We start from the raw sequence: 15,293 nt of genomic DNA on the forward strand, positions 1-15,293 counted from the left end.
CCCTTCCAGGAGCAGGCTCTTACCGGTAAGATTGCAACCGCAATGGAAATCAAGGCCAAACTGGAAGGGCGCTTAGGGCATTCAGTGCATAAAACAACAGTATATCGAATGCTTAAGCGTCACGGATGGAGAAAAATTGTTCCAAGAACTGTTCATGTTCAGAGTGACGCCAAGCAACAAGAGGACTTTAAAAAAAATTCCCGGACATTGTAAAAGAGGCTCTGGACTTCAGGGCACCCGAGGATGATAGGCCGGTCATGCTTTTTGCACAGGACGAGGGGAGGTTTGGGCGAATAAACGACGTCCGGCGCACATGGGCTCCTGCGGGAATACGGCCCAAAGCCCCCAGGCAAATAGTCCGCAAGTACATCTATGCCTATGCCGCAGTCTGTCCGAACTCCGGGGAGATGGCCGCACTGGTCCTTCCATGGGCCAATAGCCAGATGATGTCCATGTTCTTGAGACATGTGTCAGAATTATATCCGAAGCATTTTATCCTCATGCTCGTGGATGGGGCTGGCTGGCATGTCTCAAAAAGCCTTGAAGTGCCGGAAAACATACGATTGATCAAACAACCGCCTCATAGTCCTGAATTGAATCCTGTTGAGCACATATGGGAAGAGCTGCGAGAAAAGCATTTTCATAACAAAGCACTGAATTCTCTGGATCAGGTGGAGGCGCAGCTATGTAAAGGCTTGCTAGAACTCATGGATGATCCTGGCAAAGTTCGTTCAATGACTAATTTTCCCTACCTAAGAAAAACTACTCATTAGATTGCAACTTGGTATCAATCCCGCCAAAATGACCCTGATGGAAATAGCCCTGAGGGAACTCAAAATGGATGTGGTCCGGAAGTTGTACGAGTTGGGAGCGGATCTGGAGCCGCCTGGCAGAGACCTCGCCGCCACCGCCGCTGTAAAGGGAAATATTGAGGGACTGCAATTTTTAGCTGATCATGGCGTTGATCTTTCCGGCGACTCGGGTTTGTGGGGGCTGCGCGCCGCTATTATAGCCGGTAATATTGAAATGTTGGATTTTTTTCTGGAACAGGGCGCCTCTCCTTGGGATGTGGAATCCGCCAGGCCGGACGCTCTTTCCCTGGCTATTAATTCAAGCAGTTTTGGGGATATGGCCCGTCGCCTGATGGATTTGGGATTTGAACTGCAGGATGTGCATGTATACGAAGTAGCCAGGACCGCCAACCCGGCCATGGTGAGCATTCTCCTGGAAGAAGGCTATGATCTTGAAAACCTGGCATTGGACCAGCGCCAGCTTAAACTTGAATCTCACGAAATTTTCCGGATTCGCGAGAGCCAGGGGGAGGCGGCTTTTCCCGATTTGTTTGTAGAAGGGGAAACCTTCATGGACGCCGTGATCAACTCCGAATTCACTGACGTAACATTCCTGCAATACCTGGAAACTCAGGGGCTGTATGCGAACCAGGCCCAATTGGAGCGGGTCCGGGAATTCGCCGGGCAGTTCGGAACGCGTGTCGTTTATCATGAAGATAGTGTCATAAAGTCCGAGCCGTATTACCCCCATGCCGCAGAGGTTGCGGAATACATCGCCCAGCAACTCAACCAGTGAGGCTGGTGGCATCAGATATCGAAGTCAAACTCCGGGCTGAGGGATTGGTAAAACCGAATACACAGGTCGCGCTTTTTTCGGATGCGGGAGTATTGTTCGGCCAGGGAGTTTAGCTCCTGACGGCGTGTGAACAGCCAGGAAGCGTACACGTTAAAATCGTCCTCCACGCAACTTTGTCCGTAGCTGGTCAAAAAACCTCGGCCGAACAAATCCGCGCTCAAGGGCTGGTGATCCTCGCCCTGGGAGACGATCTCCTCAATCATGTTCCGGCTGCCGCCCGCGTATTTCCAGCCCGGCTCGTTGGCCTGCTCCCATTCTTTGACGGGGAAGGGATGCTTGCGCATGAGAATGCTGGAAAACTCGTGGTGGAGGGTGGAAAGCACGGTCTTTTCGCTGAGATGGGGCGAAACCATCACGTACAGCCAGGACGGCCCGTAGGTTCCGCCGATGGGGTGGCCCATCATTTCCAGGCGGCCCAATAAAAACACGTCGGTGAGGCTGCCGGAGATAATCTCGGAAGGGTAGGCGGCCAGGAACTCCTGAATGACGGGGAGCGCGTTCAGCACTTGTTTCAGGCTGGCCTGACGGCCGTGGACGTAGCCGGGCTTGTCGCGCCACGCCTTGGGGAAAAATCCGTCGTAGGAATACCCGTAATGCACGCGCACTCCGTAGGCACTGGCCATGAACTCGATTTCCGCGTCCGCATCGCCTCTTTCGTCGGCAGAGGCGGGGCCAGCGACAAACAAAACCAATACCGCCAGGACCGGCGCCCAGAACGCAGCCAGCCCATTTTTCCTGAAAAATACGCGCATCTCAACCTCCCTTTTAAGCAGTCTAACCCAATTCCCGTGCATAATCAAAGGCGGATTGAAGGGGCGATCCGGAAGGGAAGGCGTCCAATCATGGAGAAATGTAGTTTTGAGTCATAAAGTCCAGGCGGAAAAAAGATTTCGATCTTAAGATAAAATAGCATTAAATTCAAATATTTACTTCGAAATTGCTTTGACAATACTATGTCCTTGGGATTTTTTTTCTTGACACAACGCGTCGTAAGGCGCCATTTGGTAACCATTGGTTACTAACCGCGGGTTACCAAAATCGGGTAGCCCCGCTCACATCATGCCGCCGGCGAGACGCGCCGGCGATAGGAGGGGATTTATGAAACTCTGGTCAAGAGGCCTGGGCAGGACGGAGGTCAGCATGGATTTTCGGTATTACAAGGTGGTCAAAGACCCGGAAACGGGCAATGTGTGCATTGTGGGGGCCATGCGCGATCCGGTCAACTGGGAGTTTCGGGTCATGATGGAGCCCGAGGACATCGGGGGCTTCGCCAAAATGTTTTTCAACTGGGCCATGCTCTGGCTGGTGATCGCCAACGCCTTCCGCTACGTGGTGTATCTCTTTAACCGCAAGCAGTACGCGGAGGAGGGGGAGCCCATCGAGGAGAAGGTTTTCCGCGCCTACAACACCATGATGCGCAAAGGCAGGCCGCAAGCCGCAAAGACTAAGCAAGGGGAATCGAAAAAATGCCTGAATATGACGTGATAATTATTGGAGGGGGGATGAGCGGGCTCTGCTGCGCGGGATACCTGGGCAGGGCCGGCCTGAAAACCCTGGTGCTGGAGGCCAGGGGGGAATGCGGGGCGCATTGCGAGTCGTGCGAGCCGAGCATTCCCGGTTTTTTGCATAACCTGCACACCACATGGATGATCACCGCCACAAGTCCGGCCATGGGGGACCTGGACCTGGAGCGGTTCGGCATGGAGTTCGTTGCGTCGGACATCGCTTATGCAAAGACGTTCTCCGACGGGAAAAACGCCTTGTTATGCGCAGATCCCATGGAGACGGCGGCGCATTGGGAAAAACTGTCCGGCAAGGACGCCTCCCTGATGCACAAGGTGGTGGAGCATTTTCTGCCCGAAATAATGCATATCCAGGAAATGCTGCACAATTATCTTTTTTGCGGCCCCAGCAAGGAAGCCGAGGAGGCCGTGGGGACCTTTTTGGACGAGTTTTTCCGCATGGCCGGGCTGAATATCACGTGGGCGCAGACAAACGCCATGAACGGTTTCGAGCTGCTGGATCTGATGTTCGAGTCCGAACACATCAAGACCATGATTCAGTCCCTCTCCTGGATATCCGGGGTGGCGCCGGCCCATAGAGGCCTTGGCGCTTTAGGGGTGGCCCTGCTGGGCCTCATGACCGGCCCCATGTTTCCCGTCCATCTATTAAAAGGAGGATCCCACGGCGCCACGCACGCCCTGGTCAAGGCGGCGAAGGCCTATGGAGTCAAGATCCTGCCTTCTTGTCCGGTTTCGGAAATCCTGGTGGAAAACGGCGCGGCGCAGGGGGTGCGTCTGGCGGAAAAGGGGATTTACGGCGGCCGGACCATTACGGCGTCCAAGGTGGTGAGCAACCTCACCGCGGCTCCCACCTTTCTCAACCTCATTGGCGCAAAGCATATGAAGCCCGAAATAGCCGGCAGGATCGAACGGTTTTCCTACGACGAGCAGAATCTTCTGGGCGTTTATTACTCGCTTTCGGGAAAGCCCCAATTCGCCTCCAGCCGGTTTGACGAGGCAATCAACCGATGCGCCATGGGATACTTCGGCGGAGACGACACGGAAAAAATGAAAGAGCTGGCTGCCAGCCTTGGCGCCCGCAGGATACACGACCCCATCGTGGCCAACTGGTTTATACCGACCATTGTGGATTCAAGCCAGGCCCCCCCCGGCTGCCATACTTCCTTTGTCTGGTTTGACGTTCCCCCCGCCCCGGAGGCATGGAAAAACATGGCTCTGGATGGATTCGCATCCTGGGACCGGATCAAAAACGACCTGGCGGACGCCGTTACCGACGCCTATGAATCCTACGCCCCGGGGTTCAAGAAGCTCATACTGGACAGGGTGGTGTATTCGCCCCTGGACATGTTCAGGAACAATCCCTCGGCCGTTCACGGCAACTGCTTTGGAGGGAGCATCCGGCCCGATCAGTTCTATTTTGACAGGCCGGTTCCCGGCGTTTGCGTGGGGGGAGGAGCCCGCACGTTCATGGAAAATCTTTATCTTTCCAATTCCATACATCCTTTCGGGGCCTCGTGGATGGCTTCCGGGTATATCGCCGCCTGCGAAGTGGCGGAGGATTTTGGCATTCGGGATCAATCCTGGTGGAAGGACAAGGCCTTTGACTGGTTGTTGGCCAACGGAGGCCGAATTCAGGCGGAGACAGAGGTGGCGCAATGAAAAACAGATCATGCGACGTGGTGATTATCGGCGCCGGCCCCAACGGCCTCATGTGCGCCGGGTATCTGGCAAAAACCGGCCTGGATGTTGTGCTTTTGGAAGCCAGGCACGAATGCGGAGGGGGCCTGGACACACTGGAGTTCGCAGGATTCCGCCATAATCCCCATGCCATCTATCACATGATGGCGGAAATCATGCCGGCTTTCCATGACCTTGAGCTGGCGGAGCGCGGCGTAAAATTCATTTATCCAGAAGTGCAGGCCGCCTATGTGAACAAGGATTCCAAGCCTCTCGTTTTTTACCGCGACCCCCAAAAGACGGCCGGGCATATCGCCAAATACTTTTCATCCGGGGATGCGGAAAAGTTTTTGAAAATGTATGGGGACTTTGCCGAGTACTCGGAAAAAATACTAATCCCCTGCACCTATGTTCCGGCGGTTCCACCCGTGGAGCAGGTTCAGGCCCTGGAAGCCGCCAGGGACGACGTGGGGCGGCGGTTTTGCCGGGTAGCGGAGCTCACGCCCCTGGAAATGCTCGAGATCTATGGGCTTTCCGAGCCGGTCAAGGCGGGGATTCTTAACCTGTTCGCCATGTGGGGCCTGTCCCCGTTCGAGGCCCTGGGCTATATTTTTCCTCTCTACGTATACAGGATGACCAATGCAGCCTTGTGCGCAGGGGGGTCCCACCGGTTGTCCTCGGGCATGCACAAGGCGGTCCTGGAGGCGGGGGGAGAAATCAGGGACATGTCCCAGGTTGCCAGGGTAATCATGAAAAACGGCAAAGCCAGCGGAGTGGTGACCACCGACGGCGTGGAAATCACGGCGAATGCCGTCGTCTCCACAGTGGATCCCGAACAGAATTTTCTGAAATTTTTTAAGGAAGACGAGATTCCGGGCGACCTGGTTTACGCGGCAAAGCAGTGGCAATGGGAGGAAACCTCCCTGTTCGGCGTTCACGCGGGGCTCAGGCAGCCCCCACGGTATGTGGGCTCCGATGAATGCCCGGACGTCAACCAGGCCATGATCGTGTTTTTAGGCGTTAACGACACGGAAGCGATCCTGGACCACGACTCCCAATTGCATGACGGGATGCTGCCTGACAGCCTACAGGGCCATGTTACCTGCGCCTCGCTGTTTGACCCTATCCAGGCGCCAGACGGCTTTGTTTCAGGAAGGTGGGAATCCCTGGTTCCCTTCGACGCCGACTGGGATTCCATCAAGGATGATTACGCCAAGCAGTGCCTTGATGAATGGAAATCCTACGCCCCCAACCTGGAGGTGATGGACGCCTTTGTGTATCCGCCCACCTATATTGAGAAGAAAATCCTCAACATGGTGAGGGGCTCCATCAAGCAAGGGGCGTACATACCCTTGCAAATGGGGTATTTCCGGCCCAATGATTCGTGCTCCCAGGTTCGGACGCCCATTGAGGGCTTTTACGTTTGCGGCGCCAGCGTGTACCCGGGCGGCATGATTATCGGCGGCCCCGGTTATATAGGAGCAAACATCATTGCGGAGGATTTTGGCGTCGCCAAAGCATGGGGAGAGCCGGAAATTGTGAGCCGGGCCAGAGAAAGAGGCCTGATTGCATTCTGATAACCGCAATGATTCAGGGGGAAAATATGCCCGGATTCAAAAATAAAGTCGCCATAGTGACGGGCGCAGGCGCAGGCATTGGCCGGGCTTTGTGCCTGGAGTTGGCGCGCCGGGGGGCCCATGTGACGGCAACGGATGTTGACGCGGACAACGCAGAGGAAACAGCCGTCCTGATTGCGGAGACCGGGGGAAGCGCCGAAGCGCTTCCCCTGGACGTAACCCGTGAACAGGATGTCCGAAAACTGATTTTCGACGCCGCGGAAAAACGCGGGCGCCTGGATTACATGTTCAACAATGCCGGAATATCCATGGGCGGAGAGGTTCGGGACATGTCATCAGGCCATTTCAGCAAAATCATGGATGTCAATTTATGGGGCGTCATTTACGGAACCTTGGGGGCGTACGAGGTCATGACCCGCCAGGGATTCGGCCATATTGTGAATATCGCGTCCTTTTACGGCCTGGTCCCGCTGCCCCTGAGCACGCCTTACAACACCTCGAAATTCGCCGTGGTGGGATTATCCCATTCACTGCGGGCGGAGGCTGCGGGCTTGGGAGTTCATGTAAGCGTGGCGTGCCCGGGCTATATCAAAACGGATCTCATTAAACGGGGCGACATGGTGCGCTCTACCGCCGAAGACGCCCTCGCCCTGGCCCCCTTTTCGTTATACAGCGTTAGCAAGGCGGCCGGAGTAATCGTCCGGGGCGTAAAGCGGAATCAGGGAATGATCGTTTTTCCCCTGCACGCCAAGCTCATGTGGTGGGCGACCCGCTTCCACCCTGACCTCCTTCCGTTTGCGTCCCGGTGGATGGTCAAGCGATTTCGCGCCCGTCACAGAAGCCCATAGCGAAAAAGCCATGATTCTGGACTTACCCCTCCCTATAGTGTATCTTTGCCTGGCATCTGGGATCCATGCAAACAGGGGGAAAGCCTGCCGGCTTTCATGCCGGGAAGAAAGGGCGGCGCTTAAAGCCCCCCGTGGATTCCTGTCTTGGCTTAAGGGCATCCGGCATAAGGGCACGCAATGGGGGCTTCCCAAAAAAAGGGCGCTGGCAAGGCGGGCGTAAACCGCAAGGAAAAAGTGTTGGAAGCGGCGCGCAGCCTGTTTTTTGAAAAGGGTTACCGCGGCGCCACCGTGGAGCAGATTGCCAAACGGGCTGGTTTCAGCAAGCGCACCGTTTACCTGGATTTTAAGAACAAGGATGACCTGTTTATAAGCGTGTGCGCCCAGGGTATGGAAATCCTTGTCAGGGAAATGGAAACCATTCCAACCGGAAAGATGAGCACTGACGATTTTGTGGACGCTTTCCTGGATGTCCTGACCCGGTTTTCCAAGGAGCATGAAAAGTATCTGCACATGTTCACCGTGGAAGCCACGCCGGATCTGGTCGCCAATTGTTCGGAAGAAGTCCGCAGCAGAGTGACTCAATTGGAGCAGGCCGGATATGGAATCGTGGTTGCTCAGATAGAAAAAGGGTTGCAGGGCAAAACCTACCCCGACTTTGACCCCATGGAAGCAGCGGGCATATTTTTGGGCGCCGTGACAGGCGTCATTCTTCTATCCCTGGGAGGCAGTCAGACCATTTTCTCCCGGGAAACCCTGGAGTCCATGGCCAAGAGGGCAGGCCGATTGCTGTTGCGGGGTCTGGCAAACCCGGAAAAACGGAAATTGTGGCTGTGGGGAGGCAAACGGTAAGGCCGCCCAACCGTCAAGTCACACAATTTGGTTGCCGGAAAAAAGGGGAACGAAGACTCAAACCGTTGCGTTCCCCTTTTTTTATGCAGCAAACTATTTTACTTTCCACTCCCGTATCATTTTCTCTCCGGTGCGGCCGACCACGTAGCCGCCCACGCCGATTTTCATCAACTCCCACAAGGCCGGGGGAAGCTCCAAGACCTTGACGCTGCCGGGAAAAAAAATCTGGCCGTAGGGAACCAACAGGTAGTTGTTCACCACAATGGCCACGATGGACATCATGAGGATGGGCCGCCAGTTACGCTGGAGCCAGCTTTCGCCCTGGGCTTCGGCCTTGACGATATCGCCCTGAACCTCGAAAAGCCGCGCCCCGGTTTCCTGGGCGATGCCCTGGAGGTCCAGGAGCTTTCGCTCCACTCTGGCTTTATCCTCCTGGGACAATTCGCCGGTTACGGCCGCCCTTATGTCCTTGGCCAGGTCCCCCAGGCCCGAGGCGATCTCCCCGATTCCCAGCCCGGCTACCTTGGATAAAATGCTCATGTCGGCCTCCTTTCACAAGACCAGGTCCCGGAAAAACTGCCAATAGATGACCACCACCCCGGCCCCGCCCAAAATTCCGCCGGCAAAGCTCAGGGTCCGGTGCATCCACTTGCGGCGTTCCAGGGCGGCCAGTCTGGCGTGGATGGCGTTCAAATATTCGTATATGGTCCAGTCCCGTTGCTCGGGACTCATTTTATTGATCCAGTAATCCCTGTCGATCATGTCAAATCCGTTCATGACAGCCTCTCCCTCGCCTTTAGGTGAAAAGCGAAATCAAATTGGTCAGGGAATTCAAGGCCCCGGGCTGATACGAAGTCCCCTGGACAATGGGCTCAAAGGCCGAGGTGTTCAGGCCCAGGTTCAAATACGACAGCCATGGGTTGTTGTAAGGCTGCTCATAGGCCCACTTCCGGTATTCCTCCAGCAATTGCTCTTCGCTGATATCCCGTTGGGTCCGCCCCGCCGTCATGGCCAGGTCAATGGGCGCTTGGGCGTAGTCCAGGGCCAGGGGCAGGGAAGAAGCCTGCCTGTCCAGATGGGATTGTTCTGCTGAGTACATGCTTGCGGACAGGCTGGAAGCCAGATCGGCCGCCAGATCCTGGCCGCTGCCGGTTATGGCCCGGGTAGCGGCCCCGGAAGACCCTGCGTTGGCGGCGATGTAATGCTCCTGGATTTCCGGCAGGATTTCATCCTGCCAGTTTTGGATCATGGGGTCTTTGACCGAGGCCTCCCAGGCTTCCCTGACGCCGATCTCGTCAAAATCCCCCAACAGCGAGGCCAAAGCGTTTTGGCCCTGGCCGTAGGCGCCTTCCCCCTGGATCAACTGGTTCACCAGGTCGAATCCCTGTTGCTGCAACGGGCTGACTCCCGCACTGATGTGGCCGCCGTAGGACTCCACGCCCTGGCCCAGTTGGCCGGCCAGGAGCTGGTTCAGGTTGATCAGGTTGCTTTTCTGGATCGGCAGCAGCGTGTCCACATTGCCCAAATATTTGGCGTCATCCGTGGATCCGAATAAAAAATCTCCGAAATCTCCCATTTTCATGCCTCCATGAGTACGGTTTCCGACCGTTTAAAGCCCATTTTCTCCATGGCTTTGGGCCGTGTGGTTTTAAATACAACGCCCTTGAGCTTTTGCCGGGCCCGGATTTTCTCCAAAATGTTCCCGGCTTCCTCGATAATGCCTTTGCCCTGGTACTCGGGATCCACGCTCAGGATGTGCACGTGGATTTTCCGGTCCAAAGGGTTGATTGAAGCCCACAAAAAGCCCTTGATCTGGCCGAAAGCCGGAGACCCTTGGTCCATGGGCGCAAACACGCCCAGCAAGTTGAAGGGATTTTTACAGATCATGGGGCCCAGGCTGTAAAGCTGATCCGGGCTGCATTGCCGGGGCTTGACCTGTTCTATCAGCCGGCGGGGAACCAGGGAAAAATCCGGCACGGGAATGTACCGGAGCCCCGTGCCTTTGCCCCTGCCGGTTACGGGTTGGGATTGCTCCAATAAGGTATCCATTTGTTCTCCTCGATTTCTATCCAGCCGGTGTTCTCTCCGTCTCCGGCGCCCGCCATCTTGACGGCGCCGTCTCCCGAGGACGCGCTTAGAGAGGCCCGCGCATCATTGGCGTTCACGGCCTGGGCCAGCTCCTCCAGGATGCTTTTCAGCCTGCGGGTGAACGAGCGGAAAAAGCCGGTCATATCCGCTTGCTCGCTGTACACCGGCAGGTCGCAGTTGGGCGGAACCTTCATGATACAACCCTCCCCGCAGGCTTGAACCAGGGCGTAATAGCGTGAATGCGTATATTCTGGCCTGCTGCGTTTTGGTAAAGGCGAATCCGGTGAAAAGAGCCCGTGGCCCCGGAATACAAGCGAACCCAGGCTTTTTCACCCTCCCGGTCAAAGGATAACTGGCGCGTGAGATAGGCGGTCTGGGAGGCGTCTTTGAAAAAGTCCACGTTCAATGTCTGGTTCGAGCCCGTCTCCAGCAGAAAATCCACCCGGCCCAGACGGGCTTTCACGCCTTGCTCGCGGTACGGATTCCACCTTCCGGAAACCACTTCAAAGCCGATGGCTGCGCCGTCTCCGTCCGAGGTGGTGTGGTTCACCTGAAACACTCGGCCCTCCCGGTCTCCGGCCAGGACCAAGGGGTATCCGGCCTGCGCCGCATTGCTCACCCATTTTTCCGAGCAGGCGCTCCAGGAGACGCCGGACATGTCCTTAACCGGGTTGGGCGGGGAGGCCAGCCAGATAATGCTTTGATCCAGAGTGTGGTACCCCAGGCAATTAAAGGCCAGGTTGTAGATGCTCCAGGTCCAGTTGTCGTAATTCAGGACCAACACCCGGTCCGCCGACTCGCTGCCCGCAAAAGGGAACAACAGCCAATACTGGCTTTGATCCTCCAGAACCATGCCAAAGCAGACGTCCATGTGGTCCTGATCAAAACCCAAGGCCAGATTGGGGATTTTTTCGTCCACCCGGCAGGCGTCCAGGCCGTCCGTAAGTACGGGGCCGGCCTTGCCCAGGGCCAGGCTTTTGTCTTGGAAAGAAGCCGTGGAAAAAGGCGCGTCGCAGCCGTCCACGGAAGAAACCTTTTCCCATCGGAACGGCAGGTCCGCGTCCCCGGTGTAACGCAGCAGCCAGACGGACTGCTCGAACCAGACTGCGATTTCGTCCCGGATATAGGCCGCGCCCCGGATCATTTCCCCGGTGGGCGCATCCACAAATCCGTCGTTGGTCCAGTCTTCCGGGTCTCCCGGCTTGCACCATCTGGCCCGCTGCAGATGCATGGCCCCGTTTTCCAGGGTGGAAAACAAAATCAGCCGCTCCTTATGCACCATGATGAGCGCGCACTGGTCCACATAGTCGCCCGAGCCGGAAAGGTCCGGACGCAAGGCCTCAAACACCGAGCCGTCGTAAACCTGAATGCCGTCCAGGCCGGTTCCGTCTCCGGCGGTCGTCTCTCCCAGGACGGGCTGGTTGTTGGTCATGAACACCCTGCCCTGCCAATTGGCCCAATGGATGAAGCTGGATGCCGAACCGGTCCAGACCGGATTCGCGCCTCGCTGAGAATGGCTGACCGGGGTCAGGCCTGAGCTGTCGCTTTCGTAAAGATAGGATTGATCCGCAACCAGTTGAATCCTGGCGCCCTGGGCGTCCTTCAGGTGAAAAATGCCCGTAATGGCCAGGCCCTGGCCCGTGGACGCAAAGGGTGCATAGCCCTTCCGCTTTTCCAAAACGCCCCGATGAATAAGGGCGTCGTTCATGGTGGTGAATGCGTCTTTGGGCAGCAGCCAGGGCTCTTTGCCAAGCTCCAGGCCGGTGGAAAAATCCGCGATTAAAAAGGGCTGGTAGGATTGCATGGCAAACCTCACGTTTTGATGATGTACATAACCGCCACGTTTTTCGGACGGGTCTCCGAGCTGCCGCCGGCCGTATCCGTGCTTGCGGACATACTCAGCCTTTCTGCAGCGCTGTTCACGCCGTCCATTCTGTCTTCGGATGCGGCTCCATAATAGTCAAAATCATGGTCATGCTCTTCAAAGGCGTCTTCCTGGACAGTGCCGACATAATCCCCGCAGGTCCCGTCGCCCCGGTCCGTTCGGGCCGCCGCGTCGGGGTCAACCCCGGCGCCATGGTCCCAGCCGCGCAGAAAATAGCCCCGCAGATCGGGCAGATTAAAGGTGGTGGAGCCGTTCCCCACGCCGTACATGGTGGAGATGACATCAAACAGGCTCTCATAAGTCGTGCGGGAGACGGCGGCTCCGTTGCATTCCAGCCAGCCTGAAGGCGCCGAGGCGCCCATGAACGCGACTACCGAACCCGTGGGGTTGATCAGGCTTTCGTCCGGGGTGTAATTGATGGCGCCCTGGGCGGTGAGCGTCAGCACATTGCCGCCTTCATCCTTCCAGTGAAGCTCGGCGGTGTCGTCCACGTCCATGGTGTACAAAACCCCTTTGTCCTCTTCAGTGGATGGGTTGGAGGCCAGGGGGTGGTGAAAAGTCACCTTGCCGTGCTCTCCATGGTCTCCGTCATCGCCGTCCAGCGCCATGTAATGGTCCTTGGCCATGCGCTCCCGGACCGCTGACTTCAAAGTCCGGATCACCCCGGCGCCGGCGCTGATATTGTCGCTGTCGGCCGGTATGGTTTCAAATGATGCGTCCCAGGTTGTCATTGTTTCCTCCTGTGGGATTAAGCGGGATTAAAAGCCGGGCGCCGCCCTTTTTTCCAAAGGAATCTGCCGGAGTTGCTTGCGGACGATGGAGTTCAAATGAAACGCGTAGGCGTTGCGCAGGCTGGCCGCCTCCGAATCCTCGCCGTTTTCCTGAAGAATCTCCATGGCCGCTCCGTAAGCGATCAAGGGACCCCACTTGGAATCCAGGGGAAGGTCGGAGTCCTCCTCAAAAGGAATGGGCGCGTTTACGGAGGCGGCCTTCAGGGTGTAATTCCCGTCCGGCAAAGGGCGGACATACAGGGTTCGCCCGAAAATAAGGCAGGCCTCGGGCCGGGCGCGTTGAGTTTCGGATTCGGGATAGCGGCGAAAGAACAAGGCCGGGTCCGTAAAGCGGTCCAGGGGGAAGGCCGCGCCTTCCTGATCCGTGAGGGTGAAGGGGGCCGCCAGGACCAGGTCGGATGCTTCCAGGCTGTACTCTCCGTCGCCGGAGGATGTGAGGCTGATCTCTCGCCAGGACTGCATTTCCAGCGTGTTCGCCTCCTGGGGAAGCATGTTCACATAGTATTGATTTACGGCCTGCAGCAAATCCTCTTCCGAAAGCTGCCCGGCGTCGGGCCTGCCCGTGAGTTTTCGCACCTTGGCTTTAATTTGGGATAGGTTCCATTCCATGGCGTAAGTCCTTTTGCGTCTTCAAGGGTTATACGGCCGCCTGGGGGACGGAAACCGGATGGCAGGAAAACCGGTGCACCGAGCCAATGTTGACGGACTTCATCTGGCCGGTGGCCGGGTCGGAGCGGTATTCCATGCGGGGGGTGGACAGGCTGTTCAGGTGTTGCACCACCTTTTCGGGCAGGTCGTATTCCTTGCCGTCCTCCAGGGGGCCGAAGTGCGCGCCCTGATAGTTGAACGAAACGTCCACGCCGCGGTTTTCGTTGTTCATAAACTGGACGCGCAACAGGGGGCCGAGGTCGGGACTTTGATTTTTGCTCGTCTTTGCCATGATTGCATTCTCCATATTCAGCCCGGGGACGAATCCCCGGGCCTATTTTAAAGGATTATCAGCCGATGTCGCCCAGGTCTTCCAGGCGCAGGCTTCTATGCGCTCTCACCAGGATTGCATCGTCGTCGCTCATAAACCCGGCGGCGATGGTGATCCCGGAAAATCCCCGGGCGCCTGCCGGATCGGAGTCGTCGTTTTCCGTTCCCGGATCGTAGGCCAGCCCCTGGTACGCGGAGATGTAGCCGCCGCTGGCCTTGTAATAGATGGACGAGGCGCCGGTGGTTGTGTTGTCAGCGATGCGGTTATGCCAAATCTCCTTGCCTTCGCCGAAAAGCGGACTCCACTCAATTTTAAAGGGAGAGCCGAACGTAGCGTTCAGGTTGTAAATCTCCGCAAAGTCGGGAACAAAACCAAGCTCCAGATTGCAGGGATTGCCGTCAGCCTGAAATTTCACAATGACGGATTCATGCATGGTCGTCTTGCCTCCGTGATAAGGGATGGACGCCGTAAGCCGGCGGGGTTGTCAGGAATGAGTGGCCTTGAGAATGTGGATGAACTCGTCGTTGAGAATCCGGGCGACAAAGGCCATTTTCCAGCCGGAAGTGGCGCGCTGGTCCAGGGGATCGTCCGAGCCTCCTGCGCCAAAACCCTTACGGACGTTCTTAAGGGAGCCTTCCAGGTCGGAAACGCCCAGGCCGTCCTTGGCCATGATGGGCAGGTAATACTGATCGGGGCTGCCCGAAACCTTGTAAGCCTCGGACGTCATGAGCCACCGCACATTGCCCGTGGCGCCCCATTCCGCATCCATGACCGAATCCTGGGAACCGTACTCCACGGTGGACTTGAAGCCGTCCACGTTCTCCAGATCGTCCACAAGATCCGTATGCATGATTCCCCAATACGCGCGGCGCACCGGCGAGGTGCCAACGCCCTGGCCTGCGTCCACCCTGGGGGCGATCATCTTGGCGTTGTAGCCCAGGAGAATCTTTACAATGCCGTCGATGTCGCCCTTGGTGACTTCCGTAGGGGTGGAGCCGTTGCTTCCCTTGGAAGCATCCGTGGCGCTGGCGCAGGAGGCGATGATGTCCCGGACGATTTCGTCCCGGGTCTGGCCGGCCTGGAATCCCAGCTTTTCGCCGGCGATGGTCCATTCCTCGTCCTCCACGGTCTGGTCCACCACGTCCGTGATATGCACGAAGTCGCCGTACCACGAAATGCTGGCCGAAAGATCGGTCTTGGAAAGCTTCTGGCCGGGGGGCGTAATCCCTTCGGTCAAAGGCGTGACCGCCGTGGAAAGGTTGGAGTACCTCCGAAACTTGATGGTGTTTCCGCTTTTTTGGGGCAGGGGCCTGTTCTGGGCGAAAAGCTCGTGCACCAGCTCCGGCTTGGCTGCATCCAAAAGCACCTTGTCGTAAAACAGGCTGACTGCGGGGTCCACCTGCGTGGTGGTGGTCAGATTGTCTGGCAT

At 57.0% G+C, this 15,293-nt stretch carries 20 protein-coding genes; 8 read left to right on the forward strand and 12 right to left on the reverse strand.

The window, feature by feature from the left end:
• The 3 genes from BUE18_RS24940 to BUE18_RS24950 form a co-directional block, all read left to right on the forward strand.
• Positions 1-213 (forward strand): helix-turn-helix domain-containing protein (locus BUE18_RS24940; RefSeq protein WP_139264738.1); only part of this gene is annotated, 213 nt, incomplete at its 5' end.
• A 44-nt stretch (positions 214-257) separates the two neighbouring features.
• Complete coding sequence (locus BUE18_RS24945; RefSeq protein WP_073476582.1) at positions 258-773, forward strand: IS630 family transposase; 516 nt, start codon at positions 258-260, stop codon at positions 771-773.
• A gap of 37 nt (positions 774-810) precedes the next feature.
• A complete protein-coding gene (locus tag BUE18_RS24950) occupies positions 811-1,587 on the forward strand; it encodes an ankyrin repeat domain-containing protein (protein ID WP_211482842.1) in 777 nt (258 codons plus the stop codon).
• Between the two features lie 11 nt (positions 1,588-1,598).
• Here BUE18_RS24950 and BUE18_RS24955 read toward each other — a convergent pair whose 3' ends face one another.
• Positions 1,599-2,399 (reverse strand): putative zinc-binding metallopeptidase, encoded by an 801-nt coding sequence (locus tag BUE18_RS24955; RefSeq protein ID WP_073478866.1) that lies wholly within the window; start codon positions 2,397-2,399, stop codon positions 1,599-1,601.
• A gap of 346 nt (positions 2,400-2,745) precedes the next feature.
• Between BUE18_RS24955 and BUE18_RS24960 the strand changes: the two genes are divergently transcribed.
• The 5 genes from BUE18_RS24960 (at position 2,746) to BUE18_RS24980 (ending at position 8,121) form a co-directional block, all read left to right on the forward strand.
• Positions 2,746-3,132 carry a hypothetical protein gene (locus BUE18_RS24960; RefSeq protein ID WP_073478867.1) on the forward strand — a complete coding sequence of 129 codons (387 nt, stop codon included), beginning with the start codon at positions 2,746-2,748 and terminating at the stop codon, positions 3,130-3,132.
• Positions 3,114-4,829, forward strand: coding sequence for a phytoene desaturase family protein (locus BUE18_RS24965; RefSeq protein ID WP_083611281.1), 1,716 nt, complete (start codon positions 3,114-3,116; stop codon positions 4,827-4,829). Before BUE18_RS24960 ends, BUE18_RS24965 begins: the two co-directional genes overlap by 19 nt.
• Complete coding sequence (locus BUE18_RS24970) at positions 4,826-6,424, forward strand: phytoene desaturase family protein (RefSeq protein ID WP_073478869.1); 1,599 nt, start codon at positions 4,826-4,828, stop codon at positions 6,422-6,424. Before BUE18_RS24965 ends, BUE18_RS24970 begins: the two co-directional genes overlap by 4 nt.
• A 26-nt stretch (positions 6,425-6,450) precedes the next feature.
• Complete coding sequence (locus BUE18_RS24975; protein WP_073478894.1) at positions 6,451-7,272, forward strand: SDR family NAD(P)-dependent oxidoreductase; 822 nt, start codon at positions 6,451-6,453, stop codon at positions 7,270-7,272.
• 177 nt (positions 7,273-7,449) lie between these two features.
• Positions 7,450-8,121 carry a TetR/AcrR family transcriptional regulator gene (locus BUE18_RS24980; RefSeq protein ID WP_073478870.1) on the forward strand — a complete coding sequence of 224 codons (672 nt, stop codon included), beginning with the start codon at positions 7,450-7,452 and terminating at the stop codon, positions 8,119-8,121.
• Positions 8,122-8,214: 93 nt separating this feature from the next.
• Here BUE18_RS24980 and BUE18_RS24985 read toward each other — a convergent pair whose 3' ends face one another.
• From BUE18_RS24985 to BUE18_RS25035, 11 genes are read right to left on the reverse strand one after another with little or no spacing between them, the layout of a single operon-like run.
• Positions 8,215-8,661, reverse strand: coding sequence for a 3TM-type holin (locus BUE18_RS24985; protein ID WP_073478871.1), 447 nt, complete (start codon positions 8,659-8,661; stop codon positions 8,215-8,217).
• A gap of 12 nt (positions 8,662-8,673) precedes the next feature.
• The gene (locus BUE18_RS24990; RefSeq protein WP_073478872.1) at positions 8,674-8,898 is read right to left on the reverse strand and encodes a hypothetical protein; all 225 of its coding nucleotides are present in this window, start codon (positions 8,896-8,898) and stop codon (positions 8,674-8,676) included.
• 19 nt (positions 8,899-8,917) lie between these two features.
• Positions 8,918-9,697 (reverse strand): hypothetical protein, encoded by a 780-nt coding sequence (locus tag BUE18_RS24995; protein WP_073478873.1) that lies wholly within the window; start codon positions 9,695-9,697, stop codon positions 8,918-8,920.
• 2 nt (positions 9,698-9,699) lie between these two features.
• Positions 9,700-10,170 (reverse strand): GNAT family N-acetyltransferase, encoded by a 471-nt coding sequence (locus BUE18_RS25000; protein WP_073478874.1) that lies wholly within the window; start codon positions 10,168-10,170, stop codon positions 9,700-9,702.
• Positions 10,137-10,403 carry a hypothetical protein gene (locus BUE18_RS25005; RefSeq protein WP_073478875.1) on the reverse strand — a complete coding sequence of 89 codons (267 nt, stop codon included), beginning with the start codon at positions 10,401-10,403 and terminating at the stop codon, positions 10,137-10,139. Before BUE18_RS25005 ends, BUE18_RS25000 begins: the two co-directional genes overlap by 34 nt.
• A complete protein-coding gene (locus tag BUE18_RS25010) occupies positions 10,400-12,013 on the reverse strand; it encodes a hypothetical protein (RefSeq protein ID WP_073478876.1) in 1,614 nt (537 codons plus the stop codon). The genes BUE18_RS25005 and BUE18_RS25010 overlap by 4 nt, the downstream gene beginning before the upstream one ends.
• Positions 12,014-12,021: 8 nt before the next feature.
• On the reverse strand, positions 12,022-12,825 hold the full coding sequence (locus BUE18_RS25015) for a phage tail protein (protein ID WP_073478877.1): 804 nt from the start codon (positions 12,823-12,825) through the stop codon (positions 12,022-12,024).
• A 27-nt stretch (positions 12,826-12,852) separates the two neighbouring features.
• Positions 12,853-13,494, reverse strand: coding sequence for a hypothetical protein (locus tag BUE18_RS25020; RefSeq protein ID WP_073478878.1), 642 nt, complete (start codon positions 13,492-13,494; stop codon positions 12,853-12,855).
• A gap of 28 nt (positions 13,495-13,522) precedes the next feature.
• Entirely contained in the window at positions 13,523-13,825 is a 303-nt protein-coding gene (locus tag BUE18_RS25025; RefSeq protein ID WP_073478879.1) for a hypothetical protein, read from the reverse strand.
• A 58-nt stretch (positions 13,826-13,883) separates the two neighbouring features.
• Complete coding sequence (locus BUE18_RS25030; protein ID WP_073478880.1) at positions 13,884-14,297, reverse strand: hypothetical protein; 414 nt, start codon at positions 14,295-14,297, stop codon at positions 13,884-13,886.
• 51 nt (positions 14,298-14,348) lie between these two features.
• A complete protein-coding gene (locus BUE18_RS25035; RefSeq protein ID WP_015948707.1) occupies positions 14,349-15,293 on the reverse strand; it encodes a N4-gp56 family major capsid protein in 945 nt (314 codons plus the stop codon).

Origin of the sequence: Desulfatibacillum alkenivorans DSM 16219, assembly GCF_900142135.1 — a bacterium.
GTDB lineage: Bacteria > Desulfobacterota > Desulfobacteria > Desulfobacterales > Desulfatibacillaceae > Desulfatibacillum > Desulfatibacillum alkenivorans.